The 19,671-nt window shown below is 49.8% G+C and carries 11 protein-coding genes and 1 pseudogene; 10 read left to right on the top strand and 2 right to left on the bottom strand.

The window, feature by feature from the left end; translation table 11 throughout:
• The first annotated feature begins 390 nt into the window (after positions 1–390).
• Both QZ305_RS07095 and QZ305_RS07090 read left to right on the top strand, forming a co-directional pair.
• Entirely contained in the window at positions 391–1,488 is a 1,098-nt protein-coding gene (locus QZ305_RS07095; protein ID WP_294731024.1) for a PTS transporter subunit EIIC, read from the top strand.
• 87 nt (positions 1,489–1,575) lie between these two features.
• Positions 1,576–2,835 (top strand): XRE family transcriptional regulator, encoded by a 1,260-nt coding sequence (locus QZ305_RS07090; RefSeq protein WP_294731023.1) that lies wholly within the window; start codon positions 1,576–1,578, stop codon positions 2,833–2,835.
• Between the two features lie 4 nt (positions 2,836–2,839).
• Here the strand turns inward: QZ305_RS07090 and QZ305_RS07085 are convergent, their stop codons facing one another.
• The gene (locus QZ305_RS07085) at positions 2,840–3,847 is read right to left on the bottom strand and encodes a Fic family protein (protein ID WP_294731022.1); all 1,008 of its coding nucleotides are present in this window, start codon (positions 3,845–3,847) and stop codon (positions 2,840–2,842) included.
• A 100-nt stretch (positions 3,848–3,947) separates the two neighbouring features.
• Positions 3,948–4,364, bottom strand: a complete 417-nt coding sequence (locus QZ305_RS07080; RefSeq protein ID WP_294731021.1) for a CBS domain-containing protein — start codon at positions 4,362–4,364, stop codon at positions 3,948–3,950.
• Positions 4,365–4,912: 548 nt separating this feature from the next.
• Between QZ305_RS07080 and QZ305_RS07075 the strand changes: the two genes are divergently transcribed.
• From QZ305_RS07075 to QZ305_RS07045, 8 genes and pseudogenes are all read left to right on the top strand, one after another.
• Positions 4,913–5,476, top strand: coding sequence for a recombinase family protein (locus tag QZ305_RS07075; RefSeq protein WP_294731020.1), 564 nt, complete (start codon positions 4,913–4,915; stop codon positions 5,474–5,476).
• On the top strand, positions 5,473–6,390 hold the full coding sequence (locus QZ305_RS07070; RefSeq protein WP_294731019.1) for a prealbumin-like fold domain-containing protein: 918 nt from the start codon (positions 5,473–5,475) through the stop codon (positions 6,388–6,390). The genes QZ305_RS07075 and QZ305_RS07070 overlap by 4 nt, the downstream gene beginning before the upstream one ends.
• Positions 6,371–7,219, top strand: coding sequence for a class C sortase (locus QZ305_RS07065; protein ID WP_294731018.1), 849 nt, complete (start codon positions 6,371–6,373; stop codon positions 7,217–7,219). The genes QZ305_RS07070 and QZ305_RS07065 overlap by 20 nt, the downstream gene beginning before the upstream one ends.
• Positions 7,216–8,973 (top strand): SpaA isopeptide-forming pilin-related protein, encoded by a 1,758-nt coding sequence (locus QZ305_RS07060; protein ID WP_294731017.1) that lies wholly within the window; start codon positions 7,216–7,218, stop codon positions 8,971–8,973. The genes QZ305_RS07065 and QZ305_RS07060 overlap by 4 nt, the downstream gene beginning before the upstream one ends.
• A gap of 74 nt (positions 8,974–9,047) precedes the next feature.
• Positions 9,048–14,669 carry a Cna B-type domain-containing protein gene (locus tag QZ305_RS07055; protein ID WP_294731016.1) on the top strand — a complete coding sequence of 1,874 codons (5,622 nt, stop codon included), beginning with the start codon at positions 9,048–9,050 and terminating at the stop codon, positions 14,667–14,669.
• 1 nt (position 14,670) lies between these two features.
• A pseudogene (locus QZ305_RS11795) lies at positions 14,671–15,645 on the top strand (BspA family leucine-rich repeat surface protein); the annotation flags it as partial.
• 414 nt (positions 15,646–16,059) lie between these two features.
• On the top strand, positions 16,060–18,516 hold the full coding sequence (locus tag QZ305_RS07050; RefSeq protein WP_294731015.1) for a Spy0128 family protein: 2,457 nt from the start codon (positions 16,060–16,062) through the stop codon (positions 18,514–18,516).
• 264 nt (positions 18,517–18,780) lie between these two features.
• Positions 18,781–19,665, top strand: coding sequence for a hypothetical protein (locus QZ305_RS07045; RefSeq protein ID WP_294731014.1), 885 nt, complete (start codon positions 18,781–18,783; stop codon positions 19,663–19,665).
• The last annotated feature ends 6 nt before the right edge of the window (positions 19,666–19,671 follow it).

The raw sequence follows: 19,671 nt of genomic DNA, 5'->3' as shown, positions 1-19,671 counted from the left end.
CATCCAAGTGTACAGGATGTGAGAGTCGGAACCTCACCAAAGTTTAGAGCGCCAATATAAACAGGACTCTGAATCCGGGAAATACGTACAACAGCCCGTCGCTGAGAGTGTCCAGCGGCGGGCTGTTGCGATATGGATCTTCGCAAAAAACCAGATTTTTGCGAAGATGGGCCAAACCTTCACAGTTTTTGCGAAGGTTTCGGAGATATTCTCAAAAAATCAGGAATTTTGCGAAGGTTTTGGTATGACATTTAGATTTTACCATACACGGACACAATCTAAACTTTATAGGATGATCTGCAAAGAATCGTCTTGAATGTCCTATCATTATGCTAATATGGGGTCAGAAACAGCTGCAGTTTTACTGGAACTGCGGCAGGAGGGAAGGTTATGAAGAAACTGAAGTCTGCAGGAACCGCAGTGCTCAACGCCCTGTCCGGGTCTCTGGTCCCCTTGATCCCGGTGCTCATCGGCGCCGCCATGTTCAAGACACTCATTGCCATATTCGGTCCCGATGTTCTTGGCTGGATGCCCGCAGACAGCGACATCTATATACTTCTCAGCTTCGTGGCAGACGCAGGCTTCTACTTCCTGCCCATCTACGCCGGCTATACCTCCGCTTCCTACTTCAAAATCAACGGACTGCTCGGTGCCTTCCTGGGCGCCATTCTGATTCACCCCACCTTTGCAGCCCTGGATAAGAACCTCGTGGTTTTCGGTCTGACAGTCCCCAGTCTCGCTTACTCCGGCACCATTCTCCCCATTCTGCTCTCCTGCTGGATCATGAGTTACGTCAGCAGGGGCATGGAAAAAATCATCCCGAAGGTTCTGCAGGATGTGTTTGTGCCGTTTCTCACCATTCTCGTCATGCTTCCCATATCCCTGTGCCTCATCGCACCACTGGGCACCTGGGCCGGCCAGTTCATTTGTGACGCTGTCATCAGCCTGGGCAGCATTGGTGGCCTGGGAACTGTGCTCTCCATGGCCCTGATTGGCGCTTTCTGGCAGTACATTGTCATGTCCGGCATGCACTGGATTTTCATTACCACTATCATTACCATCCTGGCAACAGGCGAAGTGGATGCGCTGATTTTTCCTGCCTGCACCGCCAGTTCCTTCTCTATAGGCGGTATGTGCCTGGGCGCTTTTCTCGCCCTGCGGAACAGCGAAGACAAAGCCAAAGCCATGAGCTGCATCGTGGCGCAGATGGTAGGCGGCGTGACGGAACCCGGACTGTATGGTGTAGGATTCCAGTACAAAACACCGCTGGCGGGCATGATGGCCGGCGGCTTCTGCGGGGCACTGTATGCGGGGATTACCGGTGTGGTCTGCACTAACCTGGTACCAGTCGCCAGCTTTCTGGTATTTCTCAGCTACACCGGCGCTTCGCCCATGAATCTCGTCAATGAAATCATAGCTGCAGCCATCGCCTTCGTGGTAGCCGCAGCGGTGACCTTTGTGCTGATGAAGGGCAGGAAGGCTGCATAAAGCAGTATATGTGAAACAGGGATCCGGATTGATGCCGGGTCCTTTTCTACAGCTGGGAGCGATGCAAACACAGTAAAATGGTGTTATATGCACTTCATTCAGGAAGGAGAGTTCATGACCAGCTATGTACTGAAGTCCAAAGATAGAGACGTGGCCCGTTTCGAACTGGCACCAGGAACCCGTGGTGGATACAGTTTGTCTGTTGACTGGATTATTGAGGATGACTGTCTTCTCCCGGTTTCTTTTGATGGAACGAATTGTTCCCTGATGAACTGGCTTGAATCACGAACCATTCCCGGAAATCGTGCCTTTGCCAGAGAGATTCTTCGAAGTCAGGGACTGCGCCAGGGGGATTTGATTGGCCAGCTGACTGTTTCTCTGGGGTTGTCTGTCAATGACACCTATTGGATTGTTCCGCAGAATGCAGAACTGAAATGGAAGGACTGCAGTCTATACCGAAACAGTTTTTCAGAGCCATTGTCTCTGGTTGCCTTCACAGGATGCTCTCAGGCAAAGATTCCGGAACCATCTCCAAGCCCGGAAATGACCACAAACGGACAACTGCCCAAGACCTGGCGTCGTGAAGGAGAGCAGCTGATTCTGTACAAGGGGGCAACAGATCCGGCGCTGTATACAAATGGGGGACGGGAGCCATACAGCGAGTACTATGCTGCGCAGGTAGCCGAAGCTATGGGAATCGAGCATGTATCTTATGATTTAAGGCAGTTCAAAGGGATTCTTGCATCCACCTGCCGGAATTTTACCTCAGAGGACCGGGCTTACATTCCGGCAGGAAAACTGCTGAAGACCTCAAATCTGGATGAGCTCCATGACCTGATGGAAAAAACAGGCAGCAGTCAGAAATTTTCGGATATGGTCCTGCTGGATGCGGTGATCTGGAATGAAGACCGGCATTTCGGCAATTTTGGCTTTTTGCAGGATACAGAAACCGGAGAGATTCTCACTCTGGCCCCATGCTTTGACCATGGACTGTCTCTGTTTTCCAGACTGACTGACGATAAACTCTTTGATGATGCGGCATTTCAGGAATATCTGGAAGATACAGCTTTTTCTCTGGCAGGTGGTCTGCACAACGATCTGGTCCGATGGAATGCCACCAAAGAGGATGTGAAAAAGCTGCGGAAACTGTACAACTTCCAGTTTCGAAGGCATAAGAAATACAACCTTTCAGAGAAACGGCTGGCATTTCTGGAGAAATGGATTCAGAACAGAGCCAGGGAACTGACAAGGCTGCTGGAAAATGAAGGCGGCAGCAAGCTTTCTGCCAAATACAGTCCACTTGATAGTCAGGCACTTCCAACCTCTTCTGAGGTATTGCCTATATAAGCTCTTATATCACCACCCACCTGCCGCTTCGGGCAGAACCTTCTCTATGCAGACGGTTCTGCTTTTTCAGTTGGGCGATATGACGTTCGATTCTCCTCTTGGGCAGGTTCAGAGCTTCAGCCAGAGAAGCTACAGTCATGGATGGATGACGGGAAAGAATATCCAGAATCCCGTCATCCAGATCTGCAGCCGGCTCAGCAGGCAGATTGTTTTCAGTCACCGAACCATTGATGGCTTCCACCGCCTCTTCCAGCGCTTTCAGAATGCATTCCAGCATGAATTCCACAAAAGGCACTGAAGTACCGGTTCTGTCGGATATCTGAATGGCCTGGTAATAGCTGTCCTGATTCTCAAAAACCAGAGTCTCTACCGGCAGCCAGGAAAAAATGGAATTCCACTGACTCAAAATGAGTGACTGCCAAAGACGTGCCATCCGCCCGTTTCCATCTTCAAAAGGATGGATAAACACCATTTCATAATGGAAAATACAGGATTTCACCACCAGATTGACAGGTGACTTCCGAAGCCATTCAAACAGCTGTCCCATTGTTTCCGAGACCAGCCAGGCAGGTATTCCTGCATGGATCAGCTTCTCTCCCTCAAAGACCCCAACCTGCCTGTTTCTGTACCGTCCAGGGCTGGACACAAGATCACTGGTCAGGATTCCGTGAGCCCGGAGAAAATCTGACTCTGAAAACGGATCAAGTACAGGTAGCAGCTTGTATACAGCATCTGCATTTTTCACTTCCCGGATATCTCTTTCCGGTCCCAGCACCCGTTTCCCATTGATCAGAGCTGTTACCTGCTCTTTGCTCAGCTGATTATTCTCAATAGCCAGAGAAGAATAAATCGTATTGATCCGGCTGTCTTTTCTCAGGTGAAGAGATTGCTGGTGATACACTCTTCCGGAATAAAATCCACCCAGATCAGCGATGCGCATGGAGAGTTGAATAATTCTGTCATTCATCTGAAATGCAGGTTCATAGTCAACGTTTCGGAATTCTGCAGTCATGAAAAATGCTCCTCTCTGATTACCGCCATTTTACCGCCAAATTACCGCCATCCGGCGGTAATCCAGTATAAAAGGAGGCATCAGCCTCCTCCTTTATGATTCAGTTGTCTTCGTTCTTCACAGTTCTGTCACGCATCAGGTACGAAAGAATGTTCTTCCGCGTCACGATCCCGATGAAGATATTCCGGTCGTCCACCACGGGAACGAAGTTCTGCTCCAGACTTGCCGCCAGCAGTTCTCCCATGCTGACATTGAAGGGAACCGCTTTGATGAAACCGGGCCGGATGATTTCCCGGATGAACACTTCATCCAGATTGGTTGTGGGATGATCCGTCAGATAATACAGGAAGTCGCCCTCGGTCACGGACCCTACATACTCACCGTTGGAGGAAACCACCGGCACAGCAGTAAACCCATGCTGGCGCATCAGATACATTCCGTCTCTGAGACTGAGATTCTCATACAGAAAGTTGATCTGCTTTTTGTTCGTCAGGAAAAAGAACAGATTCTGTCCCAAAAGAGACACCCCCTTAAAACACTTTCCATTGTAGGCAATGGTTGTCGCCTTATTGTATCCAGTCTGTGTGAAATTGTCGCAAAGGGTTGGAATCAGAAAATAGATAAGTCGGTGCAGGAATTGCAGACGATTAATTAAACATGTAAATCAGAGAGGATAAGTCAAAAAACGGTATCATTCATAATTCATGATAAATCGAACGATGCAAAGAGGGCATACAGAGCAATTCCACAGTTCATATCCAATTCGGGTTCACTGGGATTCAGAGACCTCAGACCAATAGTTGTATCTTTATCCGCAAAACAGGCGCTTTGAATCAGTCTATTCAAGGCGCCGTATTTATGTGTATGGAATATTGATATAAATTCCAGTATTCCAAAGCATACTTCGGAACATTGCAGTTAATTTGGATAAAAATGTAATAAATGACATGGCAACACGTTTGTTCCAAGTGCTATCATGTGTTTACGTAAGGGAACTTTCAATTCCAGAAAGTATTCCAAAGTATACTTTCGAGGACAAAAAACAGTTTCCTGAGGGAGGGATGTATGGAATATGGATATACCATATCTGCCTGGCCTGCGGCCGATCCCGTCACCTGCGCCGGAGGGATATTTACTGAATGCAGCAACGGTCCCCAGCAGCCTGCATTCGAGTATCTCGTGAAAGTTCTCAAACCTGGCGACAGTCTCGTGATTCCATCTCTGTCCGTTTTCGGATCCAGTCTTGCAAAGGTCTGTGAGAAGTGGAATGAAGTGGAAAACAAGGGTGCAACTATCCAGATTCTTGATTTTCCTGACGGGATCTCACAACTCAGTACCGCAAGTCTGGGGCGTGTTTTCAACTATGCCAGTGAAACCATTCAGACCCGTCTGAAGCTGAACCAGCAAGCCGGGTATGAACGGGCAAAGAAGAACGGGAAGCACCGGGGTCGCAAGCCTCTGGAAATTCCCCGCAGTTTTGGACTTTTGCAGAAACAGTACAAAGCAGGAACAATCACTGCACGGCAGGCTGCCTTGCAGCTGAACGTATCCGTTCCGACGTTTCTGCGCTGGCTGAAAAATGACGAATCGAAAGCAACAGGAAAGAAAGAGAGAGGGTGCGAACAATGACATGGAAGAAGGCAGGACTGCTGCTTGTGGTGCTGGTTCTGTCCATTGTGTTCCGGCTGCCTGTTCAGGCGCAGGAACAGCGTTTTTCACAAACGGCTTCAGCTACGGTGACACTGCATCTGACAGGGACGGATCAGCTGCCGGAAGCAAATCGTGATTTCCGCCTGATTCCCATGGATTCGGACATTATCCTGGAACAGAGTGCCGAGGCTGCAGCAGCGCAGGCCCGGCAGCTGGATGCAGCCTGGTTTGAAAACCAGGATGGCAATCCGGAAATCAGGCCCTCGCAAACAACACAGGAAACTGTGGTTTTCCAGGGAGTGGAGCCGGGAATCTATCTGGTATCTGAAGGACAGCCCGGTAATTACAGACCCTATGAGCCGGTCCTGATCCAGGTGGAACAAAACACGGATCTGAATATGGCAGTAAAACGCTTTCTGCCGACAATCGTGATACAGAAGACAGATGAACAGGGCAATTCCATTACGAACAAACCGTTTGCCTTTGGCATTTTTTCGGATGCTGACTGTCAGGACAAGGTCAAGTCTCTGCCTGCAGAGCTGACAAAAGGCCAGGTGAGCTGCATCTTTGACCGGTATCAGACGCTGTACATCAAAGAAACCAAAGCTCCTGACGGTTACAGACTGTCTGATCAGACAGTCAAAGTGGAATTCAGCGAACAGGGTGTTTTTGCCGATGGTCTGAAACTGTCTCCGTCAGACGGCTATGCCAGATTTGAAATCAGTTATGTCAACCAGCCGGAAGCCGATAGTCCGGAGAAGCCGAAAACCCCGGCGAAACCAAATACATCAGCTGATTTTGGTGTCAAGGGACTCACGATTCTGGCGGGACTGGCTTTGAGTGGGTTGTTTGGCCTGGTTTTGCTGGGACGGAATGAAAAAGAAGAAAAGTAAATTCCGGGACTGGCTTCCCTGGCTGGGACTGCTCACCGGTCTTCTCATCGTGGCGTGGTATCCGGCTACGGAAGCCATGGACGCATGGAGAAGATCGCAGATTGGCAGTCAGCTGGAGACACAGGTTCAGGAACAGGATGATTCGGTGATTCGCCAGCTGCTGCAGCAGGCTCATGCCTACAATGACAGGCTGGCAGGAAAAGAGCCGGAAATACCGGAAGAACAGATCCTGCCCTATGAAGACCAGCTGATGGTCAGAAAAGGGGACCAGGCATTCGGCATGATCGTGATTCCGAAACTGGGACTGAACATGCCCATCTACCATGGCACCTCGGAAACTGTGCTCATGGCAGGTACGGGTCATTTGAAAGGGACTTCACTTCCCGTAGGGGGAGAAGACACGCATGCATCTGTCAGCGCTCATACAGGCATGCAGAATATGCGGGGATTTGATGAACTGGATCAGATGAAATCCGGAGACATCTTCGGTATCCGCATTCTGGGAATGACATATGCATACAAGGTGGAATCGGTGGAAGTGGTGCTGCCGGATGAAATGGATGCACTGGAGATACAGGAAGGAAAAGACATGGTGACCCTGATCACCTGTACCCCTTATGGCATCAACGATCACCGGCTGCTGGTTCACGGAATCCGGACTGAAGTGCCGGAAGGATATTTTGATGCCAAAGCCGATCCGGTGGTGGTACTCAAAAGTCCACGAATCTGGCCTTTTGTCCTGGGAACTGCAATCGTGGTCCTCCTTGTAATCGTGACAGTCGTGCGAAACAGAAAGAAAAGAAGGAAAGGAAAGAAAACTGCATTATGAGAAAACTCAGAAGGAACGTATATGCTGCTGCTCTTGGAACAGCCATGCTTCTTGGTCAGGCTGCGCCTGTTCTGGCAGAAGAGCCAGGTGCTCCTGCGGAAGTAGCCGCAGACAAAGGCAGCGTGACAGTGACCGCTGCCACACAGGGAATGAACTATTCCATTTACCAGCTGTTCAAAGGTGACTTCAAAGAGGGCAGTGTGGAAATTCCTGGAAGTCTCGTTGACGGAACAGCTCAGACAGGCAGCGTACCTGGCATGAATAAGCTGGGCAATGTGGAGTTCGGGTCAGCCGCCGGCGAAAACGGAGCCACACTGATTGGCGCCATCAATTCTTATATGAATGATGATGACTTCGTTGCGTCCAATGCATCTGCTTATGACGTGGCTTTGAAAATTGCGGAGACACCGGCTCTGCAGACCACGAAGTTCTCCAACTATCTGGCCAAAGCCCTGGAAAAAGCAGTCTGCACAACAAAGACTGCCGATGGGGAAACGGTTGTCTTCAATGATCTGGATTCCGGGTACTACCTCATTACTTCCACTGAACCGCAGGATGCCGCTGATACAGAGAAAACTCATACCTCCGCCATTATGCTGCCAGTGGATGGTGATGTGACCATTCATTCCAAAACCAGCAAACCTACCCTGGAAAAGGAAATCAAGGAAGGGGATAAAAAAGACTGGAATTCTGCCGGTACTGTGGGTGTGATCAAAAAAGACGATACAGGCGATTTTGAAATCACACCGGTGAAATTCCGGCTGACAGGCACTGTAGCCAAAGACATTGCCGACTATGAGACCTACTCCTACAAGTTTGTGGATACACTGCCGGCGGGAATTGATCTGAATGGAACATTCCCCTCTGACTGGATAACCACCATTCAGATTTCCGGCAAAAGTGCCGCTGGTGAACCGGTTGGACCCCTCACGCTGCAGGGTGCCAACATGCCCACACCGGTTGTAAGTAAAAACAGCGAAGAACTCAGTACCGTCACCTGGTCCTGGAGCGATCTCAAAACAGTTCTGGATGCCTGCAGAATTGACTATTCCTACGAGCATGCTTCAGACATTGTGATCACAGTGGAATATGAGGTGCACCTGACCGATGCACAGATCCAGGAACTGTATAAAGCTCAGGCGGAAATCAGTGATCCTTTCACCAACACTGCCTACGTGGAATTCTCCAACAACCCCAGAAAGGAAGATTCCAAAGACAAGACACCGGATGATGAGGTCAACTATTACAGCTTCAACCTGGAACTGCACAAGACAGATGACAGCAAGAATGCGCTTTCCGGTGCCGAGTTCCAGCTGACGGATGAACTAGGAAACATTGTCGGTAATCTCATCACCACCGATCAGAACGGCAATTTTGTTTTCACCGGTCTGGACAGTGACAAGGTATACACACTGACAGAAATCAAGGCGCCGGATGGCTACAAGAAAATCGAGCCCATTACCTTCAAGCTCGTTCCGAACTATACCCAGGAGGAAAACAAGAAGCTGGACTCGGTGGATATTGTGATTGTCAGTGATCCTTCCAAAGCACTGACAGTGACAGGAGACAAGACCGAAACAAATAATACTTTCCACATTACGACTGTGGATGTCGAGGGAACGGTCGTCAACATTGAAGGACCCAGCATGCCGCTGACCGGACAGGCGGGCATCTGGACCGGCGTGGCAGCTGGCGGCATCGTCATCGCTCTGTCCGCTTACGGAATTCTCCGGAAAAAGAAAGAGTCTGAATAAGTCAGGATCCGGGTGTGCATAAATCATGTGCACCCGTTCTGACCATTTCTTGAAAGGGAAAGGAAACAGGAACTATGAAGAAATCATTGTTCAGAAAACTGTCCTGTCTGCTTGCCGGGTTTCTGATGATTCTCTCCCAGGTGAACATCACACCGGTTTTCGCAGATGAATCCAATCTGTCGCTGACGGCGGAAGGACCAGGTTCCATCATTCTCCTGAATCAGGAAGAGTCCAGAGAAATCACAGCCGGTGAAGATCTGACTCTGGAAGCCGGAACAGAGATCGGTCTGCGGTTTATACCGGAAGAAGGAGCTGAACTGTCCGAAGTTCTGGTCAACGGAACCAGTCAGGATGTGGCCTCCATGCAGGAAGATGGACTGGATCTGACCATGGGGGAGGACAGAATGGAAATTTCTGCCAGGTTCTCGGAGGTTATGGCGGAAGATACGGAGCCTGAAGCAGATCCAGCGGAAGAAGAGTCACCAGCCGAACCGGAAGAAACAGAAGAGACAATCTCGGCAGAAGAACTGAAGGATGCTGAACTGACAGAAGCAGAGGAGATCACACAGGAAGAATTCGACACGCTTCACCAGGCGCGCTCCGTGGAGATGCTGGAACAGCAGGATACCGAGAGTCTGCCCACGGAAGCAGATGGAACCAAAATTGAAAGCATCAATGTGCGCTGGATCTCTCCGCAAGACACGACGGACCTGATGATCATTACACCGGGCAACAACGATGAGTTCAAAGTCCGGATGCGTCTGAGTGCTTCCTTGTCCGGTACTCACCCTTATGAACCCGGGCAGATTTCCATTGCCATTCCGAAAGTGGTATGGCGTGACCGGGAGGGAAATCCCACCGGAACCATGACGCTGTCTGTACCGGAAGCGCCGGACACCAGAGCCACCTTCTCCTATACGGAAACAGAAGACAGCTATATTCTGACCAACACGAAAAAGCTGCCTGCTGCCTGTTCGTTCTACTTTGAATTCACCGTTCAGGATCTGACTCCCAGCCAGATCAAAGACCTGGCCACCGGATACAAAACCGATGAGTTTTTCGGAGACATGACTGTCATTACCGATGAAGGAACGGTTCTGGGCATGAGTTCCAACAGAATCCAGGCGGATATGGATTCAAAAGCCAGGGTCACCCATGCGGTGAAGCGTTCTAACAACGCCTCCAAGACATGGGTAAGCAGCTGGCCGGCGGAACTGAAACCGGAACATGAAGAGGATTACTTCTATGTGGACTGGTACACCTATGCCAGCGTCTCTGCCAACCAGCGCTATGACATCTATATCAAAGATGTGATTCCGGAAGACGATCCCTACAATACGGTTTTCCTGGGATATCAGGTGGGATCCAAAGTCACAAAAGGTGCTCCGTCTGCAGAAGACAAAGGCGTTTTGATTCAGGCGGATACCTTCCAGGAAAACGGATATGGATACTACTGCCATTTCTTTATGGCCTATCCCAAAGAGAATTTCCGTGAAACAGGAACCTATCCCGTCAACAACACAGTGACCTACTCCCTGGAGTCTGTGGATGACAGGGAAACGACAACAGCTTCCGCATCAGCACAGGATGTGTTTATCGTCAGGCCGTTCCCGGTTCCCGGTGGTCACTTTGATGTGAACAAATCTGGAGTGGGAAATCCCTACAGCTTCGCAATCAACGAACTGCTCCAGGATACCGATGTGGATCTGGAGTACTCGGTGGATTCCATTGGCTTTGGCATGCCCTGGACGAGAGATTCTCTGGACAGCGGTGAATTGACCAATCCGGACAACTATGGTCACAAATCCTATACCATGACCACCAGCGATGACCGGGTGTTCTTCAACGAAAAGATCAATGGTGTCTATTCCGAACAGGCAAGGCTGACTTCCAGCGAGGATTATGAATTCAAGAGTCTGAAGGTGAACAAGCCGCAGATCTTTGATTATCGTGAAGCCGCCTCCAATACCTGGGGGTATAAAGAGAGCAGTTCCAGCGGCTTTCAGGATGTAGTCTGGGGAGCAATCAGTGCCGGCGACTATGGCTATTTTCCCTATACCAATGACCAGGATGTGGCGAATATGGAAATCTGGGGAAAAACAGAGATGGACGGGGAACTGGTACAGTATGCACTGATTTCCTGGAAAGACCCCTCTTCCTCCCACGCCATGAACGGGGCCACACTCAGCGGAACCACCGTTACATTCCCCGAAGGAGTTGTGGGATATGAAGCCCGGACCACCACAACAGTGGACGCAACGATCTGGAATATGCATCCGATGATCACGCTCCATCCTACAGAAAAGGTGAAGTCACAGCTGGAAAGTCTGTATGACAGCGAAGTGACGCCGAAGACCACGCTGTCCAATGTGGCGGGTCTGGATGTGGATACCGAGATGAAGGATGTGGATACCGGGATGGACGGCCATCTCCTGACAATTCGCAGGGAAGACAATACGACCACCGGTGTGGATACGATCAATGCCGCTGCCCTGGCTGTCCGCCCGCAGAAGACGCTGGAGAGTCAGGCCAATGACACAGCCAATCAGGTCACCCATCTGAAGTATAAAGTGACGGTGGATGAACAGAGCAATCTGACCACCATGGATCAGTACAACAAAGCCATTGGACTGGGGCTCATTGCCAGACGGACCGAGGGTGTGTTCTACGATCTGCTGCCCAAAGGCGTGGAGGCGGATACTTCCTCGATTCAGCTGCGCAAGGGAGACACCATTACAAAGATTTCCCAGATCAGGGACTACAAAGGGTCCGGGAGAACGCTGCTGATGGTGGAAGCAAAGCTGACACCGCAGCCCCGGTATCGCAGCAAATATTCCTCACCGGCGACAGCTGCAGGTCTGGAAGGTTATTGCGATACCCTGCAGATGACATTTGATGCGGTGTATTCCTGGGAAGACATGACGGTTCATGGACGGGACATCATCAATGTGGCCGGCTTTGAATCCTGCAATGGTGGACTGGGAACCATGGAGGGCTTCCAGGGAGAATACGGCAATGACCCCACCGCAGGACGCAACGGAACCAGCCGCAGTGCCCTGGCAGGGGTAGAAGAGGTCATGAAAGATCTGAACTCTGATAATGATGATCCTGCCTTTGTATTCTGCCGGGCTGCATCCAATATTCATTCCGATGTCTCCGCCGCCACAGGGCTCACAAAGTCGGTTTCCGTGAACCATGACGGGCTGTTTGGATCAGGGCTGGATAATAACTATCCGAAAAATGTCTATGAGAACGGATTCTATACCTACCGGCTGCGGCTGGCCAATGATGATGTGACCACTTCCCGCAACATTGTGATTTATGACAACCTGGAAAACTGGACAAAGCTGGAAGACCGGGATATCGGGGATGAAACCTGGAAGGGAACGCTGCTCAGTGTGGATACCAGTCCCCTGCGGGATGCCGGTGTGGATCCGGTGGTCTATGTTTCCACCCAGGATCTGGAACTGAATGATTCACAGAACACAGACGATCTGGATCTGGCAGACACCTCCAAATGGCAGAAGCTCACCGATCGGACGGAGCTGACCGCTGTACGGTGCATTGCTTTTGACTGCCGCAAAGCCACAGATGGCGGGGAGTTTGTTCTGGAACCGAATGCAGCCATATCCATGTATATGGAGATGCAGGCGCCGGAATCCAGATACGAAGACGGCCGGGAATATGACACGTTCCTGGAAGAAGGAAAAACCGAAGGGGAAGAAGCTGGATTCTACGGTGGTACGCACGCCTACAATGCAGCTTCGGTGCGCATGAGCCAGACTGCCACAGGTGAGACAGAACCGAATTATGTCGTATTTACCGGATACACCAAAGTCGGGCTGATTCCGTTCAACTGCGAAGTGGAAAAAGTCTGGGAGGATGATGATAACCGGGATGGAAAACGCCCGGAGAGCATCCACATTTCCATGAAAGAAGGAAACCGGGAAGTTGCGCAGTTTGACCTGAACGACGCAAACAGCTGGAAACATGTGATTGAGAAACTGGTTCCCTTCAACAAAGATGGAACGCCCAAAATCTGGACCTTTGAAGAAAGCACCGGGGAAGGTAAAGCCATTGATGGATATTCCCTGTCCATAACCAGACAAAACATTGATGAAGCCGGATCCGCGGGAGCTGAAACAGAAACCAAAGGTGTGAAGTTCGTGCTGAACAACACCCATGAGCCGGAAAAGATTCGTCTGGAAGGGGACAAGAAGTGGGTGAATGACAGTGAAGGCACAAGGCCGGAACGAATCAAAATCACGCTGCTGAAAAACGGCAAGCCTGACCAGATCAAGTACGTCACCGCCGCAGACAACTGGCATTACAGTTTTGATCTGTTCAAGTACGAGAACGGACAGGAAATCCAATGGGAAATCCAGGAAGAGTACGTACCCGGTTATGTGAGTGACGTGAACGGAACGGATGTAATCAATACCTGGCATCCCTATGGGGACCTGAAAGTATCCAAGGAACTGGTCAATGCCACCGATGCAGCGGCTGAAAAGGGTGAATTCACCTTCCGGTTCGAGTTATTCAGGGCAGATGGCACCACCCCGGAAGCGGGAACCTTCGACTACGAAACCAGCGACAACAAAACCGGCAAAATTTCGCCGGGGGATACCTTCACGCTCAAAGGCGGTGAGCAGATTGTGATTCGTCACATCCCCAGTGAAACGAGATATGTGATCACAGAAACGAGAACATCTGGCTTTGCGCTGACCGGAACGGTCAATGACAAAGGAGAAATCCAGGCCGGAAAACTCAAAGAAGCCGAGTTCACCAACACCTATGACACCAGAGGACGGGCTATTGTCAGTGCTGTCAAACAGGTACAGGATGGCAGCCTGCCTGCCGGGGCATTCCTCTTTGATCTGAAAGATGAGGATGGAAATGTACTGCGTACAGCCTACGCGAAACCTGACGGAACCATCACATTTGGAGCACTGTCCTACGGACTGGAAGATGCCGGAAAGATATTTACCTATTACATCCAGGAAGAACAGAATCCCAGACCGGGCTATATCCTGTCCACTGATGTATATAAGGTAGAAATCACACCCAGGGACAATGGAGACGGTACGATGACGCCGGAAATCGTGTACTTCAAAAACGATGAAACAGAACAGACAGGTCAGGCGGTATTCACCAATATCTATAAAGCGAAGGGCGAGACATCCCTGGCAGCATGGAAACAGCTGACAGGCCGTAAACTGAAGGATGGCGAGTTCCAGTTTGTCCTGAAAGATCAGGACGGAAAGGAACTTCAGACTGTCCCCAGCGACATCAACGGCAATGTGAAGTTTGAACCATTGAAATACACGGAACAGGATATTGGAAAAACCTTCACCTATACCGTGGAAGAAAAGGCAGGAGAGGACGAAACAGTCAATTACTCCACAGCCATTTACACCTACAGGGTTACTGTATCCGACAACAAAGACGGCACTCTGTCCATGCAGCAGGACGTGACGGATGCAGATGGAGAAACTGTTGTTCCGGTCTTCTATAACGACCTGAAGAAAGGAACGCTGCGGGTACAGAAAACCATTGAGGGAGAAAAGGATCCCAACCAGGAATACACATTCCGGGTGAAGATCACACCGCCTGAAGGCAGTGAACTGCCGGAAGATCTGGAATTCGAGAGAAGACAGCTGAACCCCAGCCAGGAAGAGAACAAGGAGGGAAACTGACATGAAACTGTTGAAGCAGATATTGGCAGCCATGACCATGATCCTGATGTTCCTGGCAGTCCCGGTCAGTGCGGAAGAGGCGGAAGGAACGGAATCTTTGGCTGGTGAAGCATATGCAGTTTTTAATGAGAATACGGGTGTGTTAGTCTTCTCCAGAACAGGGGAGGGAGAAGTCATTCCAGAAAGTGATGAATTCTTAACAGTTTATTCGGGCATTGAAGAAAAAGAGTATGTGCAATATACCGATGTACCATGGTATTCAGTTAGGGAACAAATCACAAATGTGGAGGTACAGAAAACAATCCAACCTATTAGTATGGCAAATTGGTTTGCATATACAAAAATAGAAAATACATTAACATTTGAGAATTTCGATGTTCAAAATGTAACCTCACTTCGAAATCTATTCGCCAATTGTAAGAATCTGAAATCAATAGAGGAGTTGAATGAATGGAACACATCAGAAGTTAAGGATTTAGGAGGAGCATTCTATTACTGCCAGAGTCTTATTAGCTTAAAGGGGTTGGAGAATTTCGATACTCATAAAGTGACCAGCCTTTTGAACACATTTGCAGGCTGCACCCTTATTGAAGATGTGGATGAGTTATCAAAATGGAATACTTCTAATGTAACCAGCTTGAATCAAACGTTTCCGAGTTGTGGGAGTCTAAAGAATATCGACGGTTTGAAAAACTGGGATGTTAGCAAAGTCACGCACCTAGGCTGGTGTTTCAGTAATGATCAATCGTTGGTTGATTTAGATGGTTTAAGCAACTGGGATGTAAGCAATGTCAGGAATATGGTATTGGCATTTCAGCATCTTGGTGCAGTACATCTGAATAGCCTGGCTAACTGGAATGTATCCAACGTATTTAACATGGATTGTGCATTTCTAAGTTGTGTTAATCTAGAATCAATAGATTTATCTAATTGGAATACGAAGAAGGTCGATTATGGTCGGATATTCGATAATTGCGGGAAACTCAAGAAAATAATTATCGGTCCTGATTATAGTTTTCTTGGATGGCATCACTCACCTACGAGTAGCTATACTCTTTCCTTTCCTTCACCACCAAGCAAGGACGGGTATACAGGGAAATGGTGTAATACCAAAGACCCTGCTACAGCTTATACTGCTCAGGAATTGATTACTGCCTATGACGGTTCTGAAGAAATGGCAGGAACCTGGGTTTGGCAGGAAGTAAGAAAAGACTTCGTAATCTCATTTGATGCCAATGGAGGATTGGGAGATACAGCCTCTATCCCGACCAGTAACTGGGATTCCTCAGTTCGTTTGCCTGAATCTGGATTTTACCTTTTCAATCATGAATTTATGGGATGGTCAGAGACAGCAGATGGTTCATCCGGGTTGCTTCAGCCAGGAGATGAAGTGAAGTATAAAGCTGAGCCTAATGAAACCATCACCCTCTATGCTCAGTGGAAGAAAAACGACAACAAAGCCACACCGGAGGATGGCTGGTACGAATTCACTCTGAAAGGAGATGAAGAAGCAGTCTTCAAAAACCTGCCCACCGAAAGCCCCTATTCTGTGTATGAACAGACACCGGATGGCTGGGTACTGGTGGAATCTTCGGGAGAACAGGGAACTGTCAAACCCAACGAGGAAGCCATTGCCGCATTCAAAAACAAGGCAGCGCCGGATTCGGTGAACGTGCAGCTGACTGCTTCCAAACTGCTCAATGGCAAGTCCCCGGAAGGAGAAGCCTTCCAGTTTGAACTGCTGGAGAATGGAGAAGTTATAGACACAGTTTCCAGCTCGGCAGATGGCACCATTCTGTTCAAACAGATTTCCTATGTTCAGGAAGGCTCTCACACCTATACGATCCGGGAAACGGGTCTGGATGGGGATGTGTATGAAGCCAACAGCGAATCGTATACCGTGACTGTGAATGTGACCAAAAATGCGGAAGGCAAGCTGGAAGCGGCTGTGACCTATCCGGAAGGTGGTGTGGTCTTCCACAACACAACAATTGTCCATGAGGGCAGTCTGACCGTATCCAAGACAGTGGAGGGTACGACAGTCGCTGACCAGGACTTCACCTTCCAGCTGCATCTGACCAATGCGGATGGCACGGTCTATACGGAGTCTGTTCAGGGGGCCTTTGGTGACAGGCTGCAAAGTCTGAAGTATGGGGATACTTTCCAGCTGAAAGCCGGCGGGGCCGTCCTGTTCACCGTTCCCGACGGAGTGTCCTATTCCGTTACAGAGATCGACATTCCTGATGGATATACCGTCACGCAGGATACCTTCTCCGGTACGATTCACAAGGGTGAGAATGCGGTAGCCGCATTTGAGAACACCTACAATTCCAAGCCGGTATCCGTCCTGCTCCAGGCGGAAAAGACACTGTCCGGCGGTGACCTGTCGGAGGAGAAGTATCGCTTCACCTTTGAACTGCTGGATGCAGATGGCTCAGTGGTATCCACTGCGGACAACACAACGGATGGTGCTGTGCTCTTTGATGAGCTGACATTCGATGCTCCTGGCGAGTATCACTACACCATCCGGGAAATCCGGGGTGATCTGACAGATGTCCAGTATGATGAAACTTCCAGTCCTGTGACGGTGCACGTCACAGACCCGGGCAACGGCCAGATTACTGCCAGCGTGGAATACGAAGATGGTCAGCGTCCGGTCTTCCTCAATCAGGTACTGCCAGGTTCCCTGTCCATTATCAAAACAGTGGAAAAGGGCACCGATTACGTGAAGGATGCGGAATTCACCTTTACTCTTTCCCTGAAAGATCAGTCCGGTGATCCGCTGTCCGGCTCATGGAACTGGACTTCCAGCACTGAGGAAAAATCCGGAACCATTGAAGATGGCGGCACTCTGGTGCTGAAAGCCGGAGAAACCATCACCATTGCGGATCTTCCGGCTGGAACACAGTATTCCTTTGAGGAGATTCCGGTGGAAGGCTTTGAACTGACATTGTCGGAAAACACAGCCGGCACGATTCAGGGCAATACAGAAGCAAAGGTATCTTTCACCAACACCTACCGTGTCAGTGAAGAGCCGCTGCTTCTGGAAGTCTCCAAGACGCTGACCGGTGCGGATCTCGCAGAGGGCCAGTTCACCTTCCAGCTGAAGGATGAAAATGGAACTGTGATTCAGGAAGCGAAAAATGACGCCACAGGCAAAGTTGCCTTCGCACCGATTCCGGTGTCTGCGGATTCCATTGGCAAAACGCTGAAATACACAGTATCCGAGGTCAATGACAGCCAGAGTTTCATCGCCTATGATGGAAAAACACTGGAAATCTCAGTCCTGGTCAAGGATGACGGCAAAGGCCACATGGAATTTGAAATCACCTATCCGGAGAATGCTGTATTCGAAAACACCTATGAATACAGTGCCGCCGGCAAGCTGGATCTGCGGGCCAGAAAGGTTCTGCAGGACGGCGAACTGAAGGACGGTCAGTTCTCTTTTGAACTGCTGGAGAAAAAAGACGGTCAGGAAACGGTGATTCAGACGGTTTCCAACAATGCCGCCGGTGAAATTCTCTTTGATTCCATCAGCTACACGCTGGCGGATGCAGGCACACACACCTATATTGTCCGGGAGAAGAAAGATCCGAAACTGGACAACGTGGCCTACGATCAGACAGAATACACGGTCACGGTCACTGTCAGGGACAATGGAGACGGCACGCTGCTGGTAACCGCAGATAAAAAGGCGGAAGACCTGGTCTTCACCAACATCTGGCAGGAACCGACAGAGATGCTCTCCACTGGCCAGTCCGGCATTCGGGGAATGACGGTCACAGGACTGGGTATTCTCGCGGCTTCGGCGTTTGTAATTGAAGAGCGCAGACGGCGCACTCACTGATTCAGTAGCATTCATGAGTCCGGAACCGCTGTTGTACCTGTTTTCCTTTCCGGGTACAGCCAGGTCCGGATGATATAGCAAAAGAAGGCGGTTTTCCCGGGTGAGCAGGGGAAACCACCTTCTGTCTTTGCCTGAGCGGTTACATGGATGCCGAAGGGAGCCAAAGCGAAACATTTGTCACATTCCTGCCGCCTGCCGGACAAGTTTCCGCAAAAAACGGCAGAACTGGCGAATATAACAAGTACGGGAAGTACAGAAAGGGGAATGTCTGTGACAAAAAACGAAGAACTTGACAGAAGATATCTGGAAAAGCTGAAGAAGCTGTCTTTGAAAAGCGATGTATGTTTTCGTACCAGTGTGAAACTTTGCACACCGGAGGAAAAAGCGGAATACATGCAGCTGCTTACACAAGCCGTCTGTCAGCGAAAAACAGGTCCGTTTCATGACGTGGAAAGCCAGAAAGATCTCAAGACCGTATCCGGAGCAAAATCGGTAATGCCGGACTTGTTTGGCTATGACGAAAAGGAGGAATCCTGGAGTGTTGGTATGCAGAATGATGAAATTGAGGAAGGAAGACTGGATGTCTACAGCTCCCATCTGGTGCTGGACAGGATGCCGGAGGGAGAAGAGTATTCATCTCTGACAAAAGGACATATGATGATCATGACAGATGCCAGACATCTGCCTGGCCTGGACGATCCGCTGTTCCTGCCGGGAAAGCCGGTGGTGAACATCCAGCCAGTGGACAGTTTCACAGGGAGGGCCATCGAAAGCAAAATGGAAATCCGGCTGTTTAATCTGCGGTATGAAGGGGTGGATGCGGCAGGAGATCTTGCTCATGATTTCAGGCAGACAGATCCGGAGAAGATGAGAAACGGATTCCTGAAAAAGCTGCTGAGACGGATCAAGAATACAGAGAAAGGAGAACGGACTATGTGTGAAGTATCAAGAGAAATATTCAGAGACGGTCGCAGGGAAGGCCGCAGGGAAGGGCTTGAGGAAGGTATCGGGAAAGGCGAACTGCAGGCCAACAGGAAGACAGCCCGTGAACTGCTGCAGATGGGACTGCTTACCCTGCAGCAGATTGCACAGGCTACCAGTCTGAGCATGAGTGAAGTGCAGAAACTCCAGAGTGAACGGAAAGCCTGAAGCGCC

It is taken from the genome of uncultured Faecalibaculum sp. (assembly GCF_910588395.1).
Lineage (GTDB): Bacteria > Bacillota_I > Bacilli_A > Erysipelotrichales > Erysipelotrichaceae > Faecalibaculum.
Note: the sequence above shows the minus strand (reverse complement) of the source record. Positions and strands in the feature narration are given on the sequence as shown.